This is a genomic window from Flavobacterium flevense, assembly GCF_900142775.1.
Lineage (GTDB): Bacteria > Bacteroidota > Bacteroidia > Flavobacteriales > Flavobacteriaceae > Flavobacterium > Flavobacterium flevense.
The window spans coordinates 146,206-161,474 of record NZ_FRCC01000001.1 but is presented as its reverse complement, the minus strand read 5'-3'; the positions used below and the strand labels follow the sequence as shown (position 1 = coordinate 161,474).

17 protein-coding genes are annotated in these 15,269 nt (G+C 34.9%); 2 read left to right on the top strand and 15 right to left on the bottom strand.

The window, feature by feature from the left end; all coding sequences use genetic code 11:
• Positions 1–23 precede the first annotated feature (23 nt).
• The 11 genes from BUB89_RS00750 to dnaA form a co-directional block, all read right to left on the bottom strand.
• A complete protein-coding gene (locus BUB89_RS00750) occupies positions 24–1,388 on the bottom strand; it encodes a methylmalonyl-CoA mutase subunit beta (protein ID WP_073240903.1) in 1,365 nt (454 codons plus the stop codon).
• 106 nt (positions 1,389–1,494) lie between these two features.
• Complete coding sequence (locus BUB89_RS00745; RefSeq protein WP_073240901.1) at positions 1,495–1,821, bottom strand: FtsB family cell division protein; 327 nt, start codon at positions 1,819–1,821, stop codon at positions 1,495–1,497.
• 93 nt (positions 1,822–1,914) lie between these two features.
• Positions 1,915–2,523, bottom strand: coding sequence for a uridine kinase (gene udk / locus BUB89_RS00740; protein WP_073240899.1), 609 nt, complete (start codon positions 2,521–2,523; stop codon positions 1,915–1,917).
• Positions 2,524–2,626: 103 nt separating this feature from the next.
• Positions 2,627–2,917 carry a helix-turn-helix transcriptional regulator gene (locus tag BUB89_RS00735; RefSeq protein WP_073240897.1) on the bottom strand — a complete coding sequence of 97 codons (291 nt, stop codon included), beginning with the start codon at positions 2,915–2,917 and terminating at the stop codon, positions 2,627–2,629.
• Positions 2,907–3,260: a type II toxin-antitoxin system RelE/ParE family toxin gene (locus BUB89_RS00730; RefSeq protein WP_073240895.1), complete on the bottom strand. Its 354-nt coding sequence runs from the start codon at positions 3,258–3,260 to the stop codon at positions 2,907–2,909. The genes BUB89_RS00735 and BUB89_RS00730 overlap by 11 nt, the downstream gene beginning before the upstream one ends.
• Before the next feature lie 39 nt (positions 3,261–3,299).
• The gene (locus tag BUB89_RS18060) at positions 3,300–3,461 is read right to left on the bottom strand and encodes a hypothetical protein (RefSeq protein ID WP_159434565.1); all 162 of its coding nucleotides are present in this window, start codon (positions 3,459–3,461) and stop codon (positions 3,300–3,302) included.
• Between the two features lie 743 nt (positions 3,462–4,204).
• On the bottom strand, positions 4,205–5,086 hold the full coding sequence (locus BUB89_RS00725) for an SDR family oxidoreductase (RefSeq protein ID WP_073240893.1): 882 nt from the start codon (positions 5,084–5,086) through the stop codon (positions 4,205–4,207).
• Positions 5,087–5,337: 251 nt separating this feature from the next.
• On the bottom strand, positions 5,338–6,465 hold the full coding sequence (locus BUB89_RS00720) for a methionine aminotransferase (protein ID WP_073240891.1): 1,128 nt from the start codon (positions 6,463–6,465) through the stop codon (positions 5,338–5,340).
• 248 nt (positions 6,466–6,713) lie between these two features.
• Positions 6,714–7,436 (bottom strand): SAM-dependent methyltransferase, encoded by a 723-nt coding sequence (locus BUB89_RS00715; protein WP_073240889.1) that lies wholly within the window; start codon positions 7,434–7,436, stop codon positions 6,714–6,716.
• Positions 7,437–7,467: 31 nt separating this feature from the next.
• Entirely contained in the window at positions 7,468–7,935 is a 468-nt protein-coding gene (locus BUB89_RS00710) for a low molecular weight protein-tyrosine-phosphatase (protein WP_073240887.1), read from the bottom strand.
• A 7-nt stretch (positions 7,936–7,942) separates the two neighbouring features.
• Positions 7,943–9,370 carry a chromosomal replication initiator protein DnaA gene (gene dnaA / locus BUB89_RS00705; RefSeq protein WP_035659940.1) on the bottom strand — a complete coding sequence of 476 codons (1,428 nt, stop codon included), beginning with the start codon at positions 9,368–9,370 and terminating at the stop codon, positions 7,943–7,945.
• A 199-nt stretch (positions 9,371–9,569) separates the two neighbouring features.
• Here dnaA and BUB89_RS00700 point away from each other — a divergent pair, with 199 nt between their 5' ends.
• On the top strand, positions 9,570–9,971 hold the full coding sequence (locus tag BUB89_RS00700; RefSeq protein WP_073240885.1) for an acyl-CoA thioesterase: 402 nt from the start codon (positions 9,570–9,572) through the stop codon (positions 9,969–9,971).
• A gap of 120 nt (positions 9,972–10,091) precedes the next feature.
• On the opposite strand, the gene BUB89_RS00695 is transcribed toward BUB89_RS00700, so the two are convergent.
• The 3 genes from BUB89_RS00695 to ribD all read right to left on the bottom strand — a co-directional run bounded on the left by BUB89_RS00695 (position 10,092) and on the right by ribD (position 12,421).
• Complete coding sequence (locus tag BUB89_RS00695; protein ID WP_073240883.1) at positions 10,092–10,697, bottom strand: IMPACT family protein; 606 nt, start codon at positions 10,695–10,697, stop codon at positions 10,092–10,094.
• 85 nt (positions 10,698–10,782) lie between these two features.
• Entirely contained in the window at positions 10,783–11,385 is a 603-nt protein-coding gene (locus BUB89_RS00690) for an HAD family hydrolase (RefSeq protein WP_073240881.1), read from the bottom strand.
• Positions 11,378–12,421: a bifunctional diaminohydroxyphosphoribosylaminopyrimidine deaminase/5-amino-6-(5-phosphoribosylamino)uracil reductase RibD gene (gene ribD, locus BUB89_RS00685; protein WP_073240879.1), complete on the bottom strand. Its 1,044-nt coding sequence runs from the start codon at positions 12,419–12,421 to the stop codon at positions 11,378–11,380. Before ribD ends, BUB89_RS00690 begins: the two co-directional genes overlap by 8 nt.
• 374 nt (positions 12,422–12,795) lie before the next feature.
• Between ribD and prmC the strand changes: the two genes are divergently transcribed.
• The gene (gene prmC / locus BUB89_RS00680; protein WP_073240876.1) at positions 12,796–13,653 is read left to right on the top strand and encodes a peptide chain release factor N(5)-glutamine methyltransferase; all 858 of its coding nucleotides are present in this window, start codon (positions 12,796–12,798) and stop codon (positions 13,651–13,653) included.
• A gap of 218 nt (positions 13,654–13,871) precedes the next feature.
• Here the strand turns inward: prmC and BUB89_RS00675 are convergent, their stop codons facing one another.
• Complete coding sequence (locus BUB89_RS00675; protein WP_073240874.1) at positions 13,872–15,113, bottom strand: ABC transporter permease; 1,242 nt, start codon at positions 15,111–15,113, stop codon at positions 13,872–13,874.
• Between the last annotated feature and the right edge of the window lie 156 nt (positions 15,114–15,269).

The window sequence follows — 15,269 nt, the reverse complement described above, 5'->3', positions numbered from 1 at the left end:
AAATTTATTTTTGGAGTACTGAATTATTCCGAAGCCAGTCTTTCTTGTTCTGATTTCTCAGCCAGTCGTTTTTCAATAATAGGTGTAATCAAAGTTTTTCGGGGTTTTATTTTTACAAAAGGATACAATTCAATCTGCTCTTTCATTTTATCTTTTGGATTTGAATATTTATTGGTTCCAATAAGAATTTCTTTGCCAGAATCAAAAAGCAGTTGTTCCTTATCCGCACTTTCCTGAATTTTTCTTTTGATAATTCCGTCATTCAATTGCTTTAAAAATCCGCCATTGGCTTCTATTTCTTTAAATAGCGTCAACGCTTTATCGGCTAGTTGTTGTGTTAGCGTTTCGATATAATAACTGCCATCAGCAGGATTGTTTACCTTGTCAAAATAGCTTTCGTTTTTCAAAATCAGTAATTGATTTCGGGCTATCCGATCACCAAATTCATTGTTTTTATGATAAATGGCATCATAAGGCAAGTTGGCAATAGTATCTGCTCCACCCATAATTCCTGACATACATTCGGTCGTGGTACGCAACATATTCATATTGTAGTCATACAGTGTTTTGTTGCGTTTTGTTGGCGTTACTAAAATATGACAATTGCTGTCGTGGTAATATTCTTTTGCAATCAATTGAAATAATAAGCGTAAGGCACGTAATTTGGCAATCTCAAAAAAATAATTACTTCCTACGGCAACTTCAAAAACTATAGCTTGATGAATTGTTGGAATCCGGTTCAAATATTCATTGGCGTGAGCCAGACTGTAGGCAATTTGCTGGACGATATTCGCTCCAGCATTTTGATACAAAGCCGAATTAATGCTAATTAATGAGCTCTCGCGAGTATTTTTAGAAAGAATTTGTAGTGTTTCGAAATTGTTTTTTTCTTTGGCAGTAAACCAATTCCCTTCTTTCGCTAATTGCCCAATTGGATCCAGATTGTAAAAGATAGGAGCTTTTTTTTGTTCCGCTATTTTATTTGTTTTCGAAATAAAATCAACTGATAAAAATTTCAGGTCAAAATGGATGGGCGTGTTTTCCAATGGCAATTTTTCTAGTAGTTTTTGGATGTCTACCGATTCATTTTCGATGGTAAACCGTAAACTTTCAGCTCCTCTTTTTAAAGTATCCAAGGCTCTTTCTGCCGATTTTTCGACATCAAAAACAAAAATGTTCTGGCAAATTTTAAACTGAGATGCATTTGTGGCGGCTGTTGTGGTTTTGCTAAAATCATCCCGATGATAAAAGGGTTTTACTTTTATGTCTTCCGGTGAATTCCAAACTAAAGTTTCGTTATAATCAGCTCCATCAAGCTCAAACTGGATTTTTTGTTTCCATTGTTTTGATGAAATCGGGTCGAAATCTTCGAATAAATTAGTAGCCATTTTTAGTTTGATTTTTTGAAGCTTTGCTTCTGCTTTTTACCACAGATTACACAGATTACACAGATTTTTTTTTTAGTTCTGAGCAAACCCCACGAAAGTTAATAATTTATTGCTTTTTTTCAATGGTGTCACCTTCAAATTCGATGATGTAAATGTCCTCACTATCTTTTTTCATATAGTATTTTTCACGGGCATATTTTTCTATTTGTTCTGGATTTTTAAGCTGTTTGATTTGTGCTTCGTCTTTTTTAATTTCTTCCTGATAATAGGTTTTATTATCTTCTAATTCTTCAATTTGATTGTCCAAGACGCGGTGATCAAAATATGAGTAGTTGTCTAAAAATAACATCCATACGGCAAAAAACGATAAGGACCACATGTATTTGTTGCTTAAAAATTTAAACCAGCCTTTGTCTTTATAGGGATTCTTCATTAGTTGTTTTATATGTCAGGTTAAACTAAAATCAGCTTAGATAAAAGTAAAACGCATTACTATTTTAGTGTGTTTTATAAAAATACAATAAAATTATAGAATTTTTTGATTTATTACCGTGCGAAGCATGTCTATGGCTACAGTGTTGTATTTATTGTTTGGGATAATGACATCGGCAAACGCTTTTGTTGGTTCTATAAATTGTTCGTGCATGGGTTTTAAGGTTTGCTGATAACGGTTTAAAACTTCATCCATATCCCGTCCACGCTCCGCAATATCTCTTTTTAATCGTCTAATCAGCCTTTCGTCTGCATCAGCATGTACAAATATTTTGATATCAAATAAATCCCTTAATTCCGGATGTGCCAAAATTAATATGCCTTCTACAATCATTACCTTCCTGGGATGCGTGCTGATGCTGTCTTCCGTCCGGTTATGGGTTATAAAAGAATATATGGGCTGATGAATGGTTTTGCCAGCTTTGAGTTCCTGTAAATGAGAAACTAATAAATCAAAATCGATGGCTCTGGGATGATCAAAATTGATTAACGCACGTTCGTCATAACTAAGATTAGTCGTTTTTTTATAATAAGAATCCTGAGAAATAACGCCCACTTCGGCATCAGGCAATTGATTCATGATTTGGTGCACGACCGTAGTTTTTCCACTTCCTGTTCCGCCCGCAATTCCTATAATCAGCATAAAATGGTTTTGTTGTTGTTTCCCAACAAAAATAGGAATTTAATTGGGAGTATATTTTGGTTTTGGGATGAAATGTTAGCGGGTTTTTAACAGAGGAGATGTTCTATAATTCAATCTGAATGGTAACTTTTCCTCCCAAACCTTTTTCAACAATATCATATAAGGTTTTTAAAGTCAAGTTACTTCCATTGTTTTCTATACGTGAAATGTATTCTCGTTTTTTATCCACGAGCTCAGCAAGTTCGGTTTGGGTTAAATGCTTTTCTTCACGTGCTTTTTTTAATTGTAAGCCAATTTTAAAACCGCTAAAATCTCTATCTAATTCATCACGTCTTTCTGTTCCTTTTTCTCCGTAAACAGTATCTTTTATTTCTTTCCAGCTTTTAGTTTCCATTTTTATTTGATTTTTCTTGATAATACTGATTCATTAATCGTAACGCTTTTTCAATCTCGTTTTTCGGAGTTTTTTGCGTTTTCTTTTGAAAGCCATTGAGGAGAATTACAAGTTTACCGTTATCGAAAAAACAAAAAACTCTCCAAATATTGGAAGCCAATTGTATTCTTGCTTCATAAAGACCATCAGTTCCTTCCATTGATTTTAAATAATTGGATGGAACGCGTTCGAGAGTTTCAATCGCTTCAATAATCTTAAATATTTTATCTTGGACTTTTCTTGGTTGTTCCAAGAGAAATTCCTCAAAGTAGTTTTTGTAAGCTATAACTTCACGTACTTTCATTTTTCAAAGGTAACTTAAAAGTTACTATTTAGCAATTTTTTATATGTTTTTTTGTTTTTTGGCTTCGCAAAGTCTTGGTTGCAAACTTTGCGGAGCTGAACGTTTATTAGAAACCACCCGTAAAGAGTTTGCAGGAGTGTGTGAATTGCGTCTGGCTTTAGCCAGATGATGCGAATGTTTTTTTATATAGGCTTTAGCCAAAGCTTTATTGTCTTTTGGCTAAAGCCATCATTGGATTCTATTAATAAAATGGGCTGAAGCCCATTCCTATTCAATTTTAGAGAATTATTTTTATGTTTTATTTTGAATATATCTTCGGTTATGGTTTGTGTAAAATCCGTGTCAATCCGTTTTATCCGTAAAATCTGTGGGCTGTTTTTCGCTGTTTTATTGCGTTTAATTATTTTTCAAATATATCAATAATTATTTACAAATGGTGTTTTGCTAATTTTTGTGTTTATATTGAATTCTGAAAATTATTGCGGAGTTTCCTCCTTAGTCGGAATGACAAACTGGGGGCTTACGGTTTGTGTAAAACAAAAAATTAAGTTTTTACATCCACAATCTTGTCCTTCCGACGAAGGAGGAATCTTCACAAATAACTCCGTTTTTTAATTAAAAACATTAAAAAGTAGTGCGGAGTTTGCTTCGCTTGTCGCTCGAGCCTTCCTCCTTTGAAATAACAAACTGTGTGGCTGTGGTTTGTGTAAAATCCGTGTCAATCCGTTTTGTCCGTAAAATCTGTGGGCTGTTTTTCAATGGCAATTTCAAAAAATCAATTTCAAATCAAAATGTTGTTGTGCTCGCGTTAAGGATGGAAGCGGTATCCTTTTATGTAGCGTAGCGGAATAAAAGATATAGCGTACAGCCTGACCCCGCTATCCAGAAGTTCCGGGAGTGCTGTGGCGTGTAAGTGGGGTAACGCCCTAAAAAATAATGTAAGTTTATTTATTCTTCTTCGCTTTAATCATCATTTCGAGTTGATCCCAAAGTTCTTCGGGAATGGCTTCCAGAATGTTGAATTGTCCGGCACCTTTAAGCCATTCGCCACCATCAATAACCACGACTTCGCCATTTATATAGGCAGAAAAATCAGAAACCAGATAAGCGGCTAAATTAGCCAACTCCTGATGGTCGCCTACACGTTTGAGAGGAACTTTTTTAGACATGTCAAATTTTTCGGCAAGATCTCCGGGAAGTAATCGATCCCAGGCGCCTTTGGTAGGAAATGGACCCGGTGCAATGGCATTGGTACGAATACCATATTTAGCCCATTCTACGGCCAGACTTCGGGTCATGGCAAGAACACCAGCCTTAGCAGTGGCGCTGGGAACAACATAAGCAGAACCTGTCCAGGCATAAGTGGTCACAATATTTAAAACGGTAGCTGAAGTTTGCTTGCTGTCAATCCAGTATTTTCCAAAAGCCAGAGTGCAGTTTTTAGTACCTTTTAGAACAATATCAATAATGGTGTCAAAGGCGTTAGCCGATAAACGTTCGGTAGGAGAGATGAAGTTGCCGGCTGCGTTGTTGAGTAAAATGTCTACTTTGTCAAAAGTCTTTATAACTTGTTGTAACATGTTTTCGACTTCTTCATAATTGCGGACATCGCATTGTAGAGGCAAACAAATCCCAGCAGTTTCGGATTCCAGTTCGATAGCTGTTTTTGTGAGTTTGTCTAAATCACGAGAAGTGATGGCAACTTTGGCACCCAGTTCCAGGAAATATTTGGTCATCGATTTTCCAAGTCCGCTACCGCCACCAGTAACAACAATTACTTTTCCTTTTAGGGCGTCGTCTCGTAACATTTTTTGGCTAAAGTTCATTTTGATTCGGTTTTATTGTAAATATACGAAATCAGAGATTTGTTGTATTTGGTTTTTGATTATAATTTTAAGTATTTTGATGTTCTTAGCTTTCGCAGTCGAGTGTCAAATGTTTGAAGAATACGTAAAAAGAAAAGTTGTTTGAGCGCAGCGAGTTCTTTTCTTTTAGTATTCGAAAACTAATTTGACCGACGAGGAAGCGCAAGACTTGATTTTTTTGTTTCTTTTTTGATCAAGCAAAAAAGAAAGCTCTAAATAGCACAAAGTCTTCTTGCCGCTTCTTCTAATGTGGGATTGTCTTTGGCAAAACAAAACCGAATTAAATGCAAATCTTTGCCATTTTCGTAGAAATTAGAAATAGGAATGGCTGCGACACCGTGTTCGGTGATTAAGTGTTTGCAAAAATCAACATCGTTTTCATTCGAAATGTCTTCGTATGAAACTACCTGGAAATAAGTTCCTTCGCAGGGTAACAGTTTGAAGCGGCTTTTGGATAATAATTGTCTGAAATAATCTCTTTTTTGTTGGTAGAAACCGCCGATTTCTACAACAGAAACAATATCTAAATATTCGCTAATGGCAGCCTGAGAAAGACTGTTGACACTAAAAACCAGAAATTGATGTACTTTTTTGATTTCTCTCATCAAATGTTCGGGAGCAACTACATAGCCGATTTTCCAACCTGTAATGTGAAAGGTTTTTCCAAAAGAAGAAACTACTACAGCACGATTACGAAGTGATTTACGGGTATGTATCGAAATGTGTTTTTGTTCAAAAGTAATGTATTCGTAGACTTCGTCAGAAAGTAAAATGATGCGAGGGAATTTTTCCAACAGCTTTTCCAAGGCTTCAAAATCGGTTTCTGTCAAAATTTTTCCTGTTGGATTGTGTGGATTATTGATGATAATCATCTTAGTTTTCTCTGAGCAAGCGGATTCGATGGTTTCCCAATTGGGAGTATAATCCTCATTTAAAGAAACACGAACCGGTTTTGCATTGCACAATAAAACAGGCGCTTCATAACAATCATAACTGGGATCTAAAATTAAAACTTCGTCATTATTTTCTACCAATGCCTGAATGCTCGTAAAAATACCTTGGGTTGCTCCGGTGGTAACCAGAATTTCAGTTTCCGGGAGAATATTTCTTTGGTACGAATCTTTAACAAGTGTCGCGATTTTAGATAATAGCGGAGGAAAGCCCGCCATCGGAGTATATTGATGAATGTCTTCGTTTGCCAATTTTGCTACAATCGCTGTTAGCTTTTCATCCACAGGGAAATTTGGAAATCCTTGGGATAAATTAATAGCATTGTATTCGATAGCCATTTTTGACATGACTGTAAAAATACTGGTAGTGATATTGGGAAGTTTCGACATTGTTTACTTTTTAAAAGGCTAAAAGTAAGGAAATGGCTTGAGTTTGGGAAAAGAAGGAATGAAATAATATTGGTTTTTTAAACCATATAAGTCATATAAGTTTTTTGACTTAAGCTATTTAGCTTGTTGACTTAAAAGGAGGTTGGGAATAGATTATATAAGTCAAGTTAGATTATAAAAACTTGCTTAATATGTTCTTTTTTTAATTACTTCTAAAATACTTCTATGACTTATATGTTTAAAAAAAACTACATTTTATGAATAATAAAAATAGTAGGACGTTTATGTAAATCAATCGTTTCTTTTTTCCAGACCGAAATTTTCTTTGTCTTAATATATTCCGTAGGTAAAGTAATATCTGTGGCGATACACAAATGCGTTTCAGGATGTAAGGTCTGGATTAAATCTTCCAGTAATTTATTGTTGCGATAGGGAGTTTCGATGAAAATTTGAGATTGATTTTTTTCGAAAGAAGTTCTTTCTAAGCTTTTGAAACTCGCTCTTTTCTCGTCTTTTTCTATTGGTAAATAACCATGAAAAGTAAAACTTTGACCATTCATTCCAGATGCCATCATCGCTAATAAAATAGAAGACGGACCCACTAATGGAATCACCTGAATGCCTCGGTCATGTGCTAATTTAACAATTACAGCGCCGGGATCAGCAACTCCGGGACAACCGGCTTCGCTCATTAAACCCATGTTTTTTCCTTCTAACAAAGGTTTGATAAAATCCAAATGTTCTTTGGCTTCCGTATGTTTGTTTAATGCAAAAAGTACTAAATCAGATTGTTTTTTTTCAGGATTGACTCCTTTGATTGATTTTCGGGCGGTTTTTTCGTTTTCAACGATATAATAGTCAATAAAATCAATCGTTCTTTTTACAGTTTGTGGTAAAACATCCATCGGGTCACATTCTCCCATTGTGGTCGGGATTAAATAGAGTTTTCCTAAAAGAGCGTTTGATTTCATTATGTTGTTTTTTTGAAAGTATTAAAACGGATTAAGTATGTTTTGCTTTTAGTTTTGTTGCGATATTTTCGCAGGCTTCGTCCAGCATTTGGTATACCGTTTCAAATCCATTTTCGATTCCGTAATAAGGGTCGGGGACATCTACATTTTCGTCAGGATATAATTCGTTAAGAATTATTTTGACTTTTGCTTTGTGGCTTTCGTTTTTGGCCAAATGAATCACATCCCGATAATTGGAATTATCCATCACATAGATGTAATCAAAAGTATCAAAGTCAGTCACTTTAAACTGCCTTCCTTTTTGTTTTGAAATATCAAGTTGGTATTTTTTTGCAACAGCAATAGAACGGGTGTCCGGCTGATGTCCAACATGCCAGGAACCTGTTCCGGCAGAATCAATAGTAAATTTATCTTTAGGTAGTTTAGAGGCTAAAATTCCTTCGGCTAAAGGAGACCGACAGATATTGCCCAAACATACCATTAAAATCTTTACAGACATAAGGCTTTTATAGCGTTAGTTTTTTGTGAATGTCTTCAACAAACTTTTTAAATTGTTTGTCAGTTGCTACCAGATTGTCAACTGTTTTACAAGCATGTAGTACTGTTGCGTGGTCGCGATCACCTATTTGGGAGCCAATGTTAGCTAAAGAGGACTTAGTAAACTTCTTAGCAAAAAACATGGCTAGCTGCCTCGCCTGAACTACGTGCCTTTTCCTCGTTTTGGATTGCAGGGTTTCTACGTCCAACTGGAAATAATCAGAAACAATTTTCTGAATGTAATCAATAGAGATTTCGCGTTTTACATTTTTAACAAATTTCTCCACCACGCTCTTCGCCAGTTCGATAGTTACTTCTTTTTTGTTGAAAGAAGATTGTGCAATCAATGAAATAATGGCGCCTTCCAGTTCCCTAACATTCGATTTAATGTTGCGGGCTACATATTCAATAATTTCGTCCGGCATTTCTACACCGTCGCGGTATAAAATGTTTTTCAGAATCGAAATTCGGGTTTCATAATCCGGTTGGTGTAACTCGGCTGATAATCCCCATTTAAAACGAGATAGTAAGCGTTGTTCAATATCCTGCATGTCAACAGGTGCTTTGTCAGAAGTCAGGATTACCTGTTTTCCGTTTTGGTGCAAATAATTGAAAATATGGAAAAATACGTCTTGCGTACCTGATTTTCCGGATAAAAATTGAACATCGTCAATGATTAATACGTCAATTAATTGGTAGAAATGAATAAAATCATTTCGGTTATTTTTCTTTACCGAGTCGATATATTGTTGTGTGAAAATTTCGGCAGAAATATATAAGACGGTTTTTTCAGGGTATTTATCTTTAATTTCAACTCCAATTGCATGTGCTAAATGGGTTTTTCCTAATCCCACACCTCCAAAAATCAACAATGGATTAAAGGAAGTTCCACCTGGTTTATTGGCTACAGCCATACCTGCTGAACGAGCTAATCGGTTAGAATCTCCTTCCAGAAAATTGTCAAAACTGTAATTAGCATTCAGTTGCGATTCGATTTTTAAATTTCTGATACCCGGAATTACAAAAGGATTTTTTAATTCAGGATCAAGATTCTTTAGAGGAGCATCTACATTTTGCGGTTTCATTGGAGAACGGTTAGCACTTGGCAATTGTTCCGTAAACGGCTGTTTGTTGCCGTAAGTGTTCTCCATTTTAATTTTATAAAGTAACTTTGCGTTTTTTCCAAGTTCTTTAGTTAAAGCAACTTTTAATAATTTAACATAGTGCTCTTCTAACCATTCGTAGAAAAATTTACTAGGAACCTGAATGTATAATGCATTATCGGTAAGTTCAACTGACTTGATTGGTTCAAACCAAGTTTTGTATGCCTGGTCTTGAATATTGTCTTTTATAAAAGACAAACAGTTATCCCATACTGATTGAGCAGTTTTGTTCATAAATTCTGTTAAATTATTATATTTTGTATTCGGTTGTTTGAAGTAAATAATATCTAAAAAAGATGTTATTTATCGGGGTAACAAATATGTGAACAATTTTCGTTAAAAAAAAATTTATCGGGGTTGATTTTGAAGAAATATTATTGTAAGTAAGTAAAAGCAGATTTTAAAATAACAGATAAAATAATACAATTTAGAAATGAAAACATACGAGTTTAATGTGCGTGTACGCTATTCAGAAACTGATCAAATGGGAGTAGTTTATCACGGTAATTATGCACAGTATTTTGAGATGGGACGTGTGGAATGGCTTAGAAACATTGGGGTTTCTTATAAATCAATGGAAGAAAACGGAGTGATGCTTCCGGTAGTTTCTTTACATATGAATTACAAAAAGCCAGCACGTTATGATGATTTATTACGGGTAAAAACTATTTTTAAAAGTCTGACTTCAGTAAAGATTGAATTTGATTATGAGATCTACAATGAACAAAATGAGTTATTAACAATTGGGAACTCAATATTGGTATTTGTGAACATGAAAACAGGTCGCCCGATGGCTGCTCCGGAGTACATTAAAGAGAAACTTTTAGGAATATAAAAATGTATGGATTTTATATTTGCTTTTCTCTACTTTTAAGATGGATTTTTTATTAAAAATTTGTGAATATCGGAATTTTGAATGTTAGTTTTTTAGCAGATTTTGATCCAAAATTTCAGTTTATTCTTTTGTTTTTATCTCAATTTCAAATAGTGAATTAAAAATGTCGGCTACTTGTCCGGCATTTTTTTTTCGGGTTTTGATTTCGATTTCGCAGCTCATTTCCATTTTTTGATTTACAATTTCCAGATTTTTTTCCTTGATGACCCGCATTACTTTATTCATGTTTTTGTAGTCAAAAGAAATTAAATAATGAATATCAATGGTTTTTTCGATTATCAAACAGTTTTCAAGCGTAAGTTGAGCTGCGGTTTTATAGGCTGTAATTAATCCGCCCACACCTAATTTAGTACCACCAAAAATCCGAACAATTACAATAAGTATATTGGTGACAGAAAAGGACTGGATTTGTCCATAAATAGGCATTCCTGCACTATTACTGGGTTCGCCGTCATCATTGGCTCTGTAATTTATTTTTTCGGTGCCAATTTGATAAGCATAACAATAATGACAAGCGGTAGGATGCTTTTTTCTTAAAACTTCCAGTATGGGTTTGACTTCTTCTTCAGAAATTATGGGATACGCATAGCCAAAGAATTTACTTCCTTTTTCTTTAAACAGGATTTCTTCTGATGGAGATGCAATAGTCTGGTAGGTGTCTTTCATTGTTCAATGGCAATGGCAAAATTCAATGTCAAATTCAAATTCAAGTAGAATTGCCATTGCTATTGAATTTTGTTATTGAAATTGTTTAAAGTATTTCCTTTTCGAATAAATCGATTACATCTTCTTTTCCTACCTGAAGATTCCACACATGAATCCCTAAGGCTGCGGCTGCATCCGTATTTTCTTTTTTATCGTCAATAAATAAAGTGCGTTTTGCCTGCAGTTCGTGTTTGTTTAAAAGGGTAAGATAAATTTCTGAATCGGGTTTGCGCATTCCTATTTCAAATGAAAAATAGACTTTTTCAAAACATTTATAAAAATCACCATAAAATGAAGGACCTACAGTTTGTTCGAAAGTTTCAATATGAATAGAATCGGTATTGCTTAAAAGGAATAAACGGTATTTTTGAGAAAGTATTTGTAAAAATTCCAGACGGTATAAAGGGAAGTCGAGTAAAACGGCATTCCAGGCTTTTAAGATTTCATCAATACCGGCATTAGGCATGTGTTTTTGAAATCCGGACAAGAATTCGTCTTTAGTGATTTTGCCTTTTTCAAATTGAAAATTCAATTGATCTAAATCATCATTCCATTCTTTTAAACCTAAATTTTTAAGTCCGTCAAGAGTAGCTTTTTTATCTAAATTGATGAAGATATCTCCAAAATCAAAAATAATAGTATTAATCATGATTGGTAAAAATTATGAGTTCATCTTCTAAAATGAACTGTTTTTGGTTTGTGTTGGTTTGTAAATAAGGTGCTTTGGTTCCGTTTTTAAAGATTGTTTTTCCTTTAAAAATACGTGCTTCGTCCCAAAGGTTTTCGTCAATGAATGTTTGCAAAGTTTGACGTCCGCCTTCTATGATTACCGATTGGATTTGGTGCTGAAATAAAACTTTTACGATTTTCCGGGCAGTATTTTGCTTAAAATCAATTACTTCAAAGATAAGGTTTTCCCGGTTTGTATTGGTATCAGCCTGACAAAAAACAATGGTTTTGATTTGATTGTCCAGTAAAAAACGGTCAGTTGGAATTCGATTGTCTTTGTCTAATACGATTCTTACCGGATTATTTCCTGACCAGTCTCTTACATCTAGTTTTGGATTATCGTCTATGGCTGTTTGTGTGCCCACTAAAATGGCCTGTTCTTCACTACGCCATTTATGAACTAATTGTCTCGAATAGGGATTGGTAATCCAAACCGGTTTTTGCTCCTTTCTTTTCATTGGAGCAATAAATCCGTCCTGGCTTTCGGCCCATTTCAGGATAATATAAGGTCTCTTTTGTTGGTGAAAAGTAAAAAAACGTTTGTTGAGTGCATTGCATTCGTTTTCGAGAACGCCTACCGTAACGTTAATTCCTGCTTCGAGAAGTTTTTTGATTCCGTTTCCGGCTACTTTTTCATTAGGGTCCACGGTTCCTATGACTACATTTGGAATTTTATTTCGAATGATTAAATCGCAACAAGGCGGTGTTTTTCCAAAATGACTACAAGGTTCCAGGCTTACATAAATAGTTGCTTTTTGCAATAATGATTTGTCCTTAACCGAATTGACAGCATTCACTTCGGCGTGCGGTTCGCCGGCTTTTTGATGCCAGCCTTCGCCAATAATTTGGTCTTTATAAACAATTACACTTCCTACCATCGGGTTAGGATAGGTTGTTCCTAAGCCGTTTTTAGCCAGTTCAATGCAGCGTGCCAGGTATTTTTTATGTGTCTTCACAGGGCAAAAATAGTTATTTTTGAGTTTAAGATTTAGTGAAAATGTTTAAAAAAACAGACATAAATTTTACGAATGGGCACGAAAGTAAAGAGGTTTCAGTTTTATCTAATTATAAACAAAGAAAAAAGCGTAATTTAATTTCAAGATTGCTAAAATTTGTGATAATTATGTTTGAGTTAGAATTTAGTTTAGAAACGGCTAAATAACAATAAAACTATCTGTATTTTTGTTTTAATCTTCATAGTAAAGAATAATACAAGGAAATTTAGACTTCATGTTTCTTAATCTGATTGGTGAAAAGAAAAAATCTAATTTTTTAATCGAATGAAGATTGCGAAATAAGTTTTTCTTCTTTACCAGGAAATTTTAAAAATATGCAAATCAAACAATACAGAACGCAATTTATTCAGGCACTTTTGCCGGTTTATGACACTGGCGAAGCCGAAAGTTTTTTCTATTTGATTCTAGAAGATAAAAAACATTTGAAGCGAATTGACCTTGCTTTGCAGCCTGATTTGGTTTTTTCTAAAGCAGAGATTGCAGATTGGAATGCCATATTAGAACAACTAAAATTAGAAATTCCGGTGCAGTACTTGCTTGGAAAAACTCATTTTTACGGATTGGAATTTGAAGTAAACAAAAATGTTTTGATTCCCAGACCGGAAACGGAAGAACTTGTCGATTGGATTGTTGAAAGTCAGAAGTCAGAAATCAGAAGTGAGAAGTTAAGAATTTTAGACATTGGAACCGGAAGTGGTTGTATTGCAATTTCATTGGCTAAAAACATTCCGAATGCGGAAGTTTTTGCGATTGATGTTTCGGAAAAAGCTTTGGCTACAGCCCAAAAAAATGCTGAAAACAATCAGGTAAACGTCACGTTCATTCATAAAAATATTTTAGGGACAGAAGATTTGGGACAACAATTTGATATCATCGTTTCTAATCCGCCTTATGTTCGAAATTTAGAAAAAGACGAAATCCGGAAAAATGTTCTGGATCATGAACCGCATTTGGCTCTTTTTGTCGAAGACGATCAAGCTTTAATTTTTTATCGAAAAATAGCCGAATTAGCACGACAAAACTTATCTCCCGACGGGCAATTATTTTTTGAAATCAATCAGTATCTGGGAAAAGAGATGATAGCATTACTCGAAAAAATGAATTTCAGGAATATCGAATTACGAAAAGATATTTATGAGAATGACAGGATGACGAGGTGTCGTGTTCTGTAAAATTGATGTGTTTGTTTGTGTGTTTTATTTTCAACGGATTAAAATCCGTTGTTACAATATATTCGTTCCTACGGAACTTAGAGCCAAAGGCTCGGATTATTTTGTAAGGCTGGACTTTAGTCCAGTTTGTTGCTACAATATATTCGTTCCTACGGAACTTAGAGCCAAAGGCTTGGGTTATTTTGTAAGGCTGGACTTTAGTCCAGTTAACTAATCATCTACTCGTAACGTAACGCCTCAATAGGATCTAATTTTGCTGCTTTAATGGCGGGATACAATCCGGAAACGATGGCTACAACAAAACTCGTTAAAAAAGCAGCGAGAATAGCTGTCCAGGGAATCACAAAAGCAAAACTTAAAGCAGAAGCGATTCCGTAACCTATTAATATTCCGAATATAATTCCGGCTAATCCACCTAATTGACCAATTAATAACGTTTCTATAAAAAATTGAATAGCAACCGTAGAACGTTTGGCACCCAAAGCCTTTCGTACCCCAATTTCGCGGGTGCGTTCCGTAACCGAAACAATCATGATGTTCATCAAAGCAATCGACGAACCTAAAATGGTAACCACACTAATTACCCATGCCGCCCAACCTAAATATTGGGTAATACTGAGGATTCGGTTAATTAAATCATCACTTCTGACGATTCCAAAATTATTCTCTTTTACAGGACTCAGCTTCCGAATGCTACGCATCGTACTAATAGCATCATCAGTGGCTTGTTCCAGAAAATCTTTGTTGTTAACCATAACACTAAGATTGTAATTGATATTGGGAGCTGTAAATAAGGAGCGTGCCACCTGAATGGGAATCAAAACCCGTAAATCCTGGCTGTTGCCAAATGTTGATCCTTTTTCTTTTAAAACACCAATGACTTTAAACCGTGCGCCACGAATTGAAATGGTTTTATTGATAGGATTAACATCTTTTAATAATCCTTTTTCAAAATCAGAACCTACAACACAAACATAGTTATTGTTGCTAATGTCAAAATTGTTGAAATTTCGCCCCAGGCTGGTTTCAAGTCCTGAGTTAGTTACAAAGTATTCATCCACACCCAGAATAGAAATTTCAGGATCTGTTTTTTGAGCTTCAAATTTTACTTCGGCTGTAGAAGTGGCTTTGAAAGAAAGTGAAGTTTGCGAAAGCGGAAAATTGTATTTGTTCTTAAAAGCTACGGCTTCGGGGTAAGAAATGATCGGATTGATGATTTCCCGTTCTTCGCCGCCTTGTTTTTTTACGGTGTTTTCGTAGCGATTAATGTTGAAGGTGTTAGCACCCATCGAAGCAAAATCCGAAGAAATAGTATTTTCTAAAGCCGAAACTACCGTAAGAATTCCCACCAGAGCAGTAATTCCAATGGCAATAATTAAGATTGTAAGTGTGGTTCTTAGAATTTGGGTTTTAATCGAACCAAAAGCTATTTTTATATTTTCCTTTAAAAGATTGCTCATCGTGATAGTTTGACACGAAAATACAATTTTTGACAGAAGTTTGTTTTCAACACAGATTATTTATTTTAAAAATAAGATATTTGCACAGCGAAATAAGAGGTTAGAAGTTAGAAATAAGAAGTGGTAGTGCTTGAGATTTTTAACTTCTAACTTCCA

What these genes read in the sequence shown, in the direction of transcription:
- BUB89_RS00750 (WP_073240903.1), bottom strand. Translation starts at nt 1,388, where the DNA reads ATGGCTACTAATTTATTCGAAGATTTCGACCCGATTTCATCAAAACAA.
- BUB89_RS00745 (WP_073240901.1), bottom strand. Translation starts at nt 1,821, where the DNA reads ATGAAGAATCCCTATAAAGACAAAGGCTGGTTTAAATTTTTAAGCAAC.
- udk (WP_073240899.1), bottom strand. Translation starts at nt 2,523, where the DNA reads ATGCTGATTATAGGAATTGCGGGCGGAACAGGAAGTGGAAAAACTACG.
- BUB89_RS00735 (WP_073240897.1), bottom strand. Translation starts at nt 2,917, where the DNA reads ATGGAAACTAAAAGCTGGAAAGAAATAAAAGATACTGTTTACGGAGAA.
- BUB89_RS00730 (WP_073240895.1), bottom strand. Translation starts at nt 3,260, where the DNA reads ATGAAAGTACGTGAAGTTATAGCTTACAAAAACTACTTTGAGGAATTT.
- BUB89_RS00725 (WP_073240893.1), bottom strand. Translation starts at nt 5,086, where the DNA reads ATGAACTTTAGCCAAAAAATGTTACGAGACGACGCCCTAAAAGGAAAA.
- BUB89_RS00720 (WP_073240891.1), bottom strand. Translation starts at nt 6,465, where the DNA reads ATGTCGAAACTTCCCAATATCACTACCAGTATTTTTACAGTCATGTCA.
- BUB89_RS00715 (WP_073240889.1), bottom strand. Translation starts at nt 7,436, where the DNA reads ATGAAATCAAACGCTCTTTTAGGAAAACTCTATTTAATCCCGACCACA.
- BUB89_RS00710 (WP_073240887.1), bottom strand. Translation starts at nt 7,935, where the DNA reads ATGTCTGTAAAGATTTTAATGGTATGTTTGGGCAATATCTGTCGGTCT.
- dnaA (WP_035659940.1), bottom strand. Translation starts at nt 9,370, where the DNA reads ATGAACAAAACTGCTCAATCAGTATGGGATAACTGTTTGTCTTTTATA.
- BUB89_RS00700 (WP_073240885.1), top strand. Translation starts at nt 9,570, where the DNA reads ATGAAAACATACGAGTTTAATGTGCGTGTACGCTATTCAGAAACTGAT.
- BUB89_RS00695 (WP_073240883.1), bottom strand. Translation starts at nt 10,697, where the DNA reads ATGAAAGACACCTACCAGACTATTGCATCTCCATCAGAAGAAATCCTG.
- BUB89_RS00690 (WP_073240881.1), bottom strand. Translation starts at nt 11,385, where the DNA reads ATGATTAATACTATTATTTTTGATTTTGGAGATATCTTCATCAATTTA.
- prmC (WP_073240876.1), top strand. Translation starts at nt 12,796, where the DNA reads ATGCAAATCAAACAATACAGAACGCAATTTATTCAGGCACTTTTGCCG.
- BUB89_RS00675 (WP_073240874.1), bottom strand. Translation starts at nt 15,113, where the DNA reads ATGAGCAATCTTTTAAAGGAAAATATAAAAATAGCTTTTGGTTCGATT.